1 pseudogene is annotated in these 286 nt (G+C 46.2%); it reads right to left on the bottom strand.

Annotated features, from left to right (window positions below):
* A pseudogene (locus PZE06_RS29225) lies at positions 1-286 on the bottom strand (hypothetical protein); the annotation flags it as partial.

Raw genomic sequence — 286 nt, 5'->3', positions numbered from 1 at the left:
TTCGCCCAGCGCGCCGCGGTCGCCTTTTCTTCGGCTTGGCGCTTGGCTTCCGCCACTTCTTCGTCGGTTGCTTTGACGAGTTGCTCTTTTGGAACGTTCTGACTAATTCCGTCAGTTAAACGTTTGACTCGAAGATTACCGTGATAACCGCTATTTCCAATTACCTCGACGATATTACCGTCTGATAGTTGGTGGTTGGTTGTTGCGTTGACTACTTTTGCATAATCACCTACTTTTAACAATTGTTTAGTCGCCTCTTCTTCCGTCACTTTAACGAGATTTTCAT

The sequence above is a fragment of the Robertmurraya sp. DFI.2.37 genome (assembly GCF_029211245.1).
Taxonomy (GTDB): domain Bacteria; phylum Bacillota; class Bacilli; order Bacillales; family Cytobacillaceae; genus Robertmurraya; species Robertmurraya methanolica_A.
This window is presented reverse-complemented; position numbering and strand designations above follow the sequence as displayed.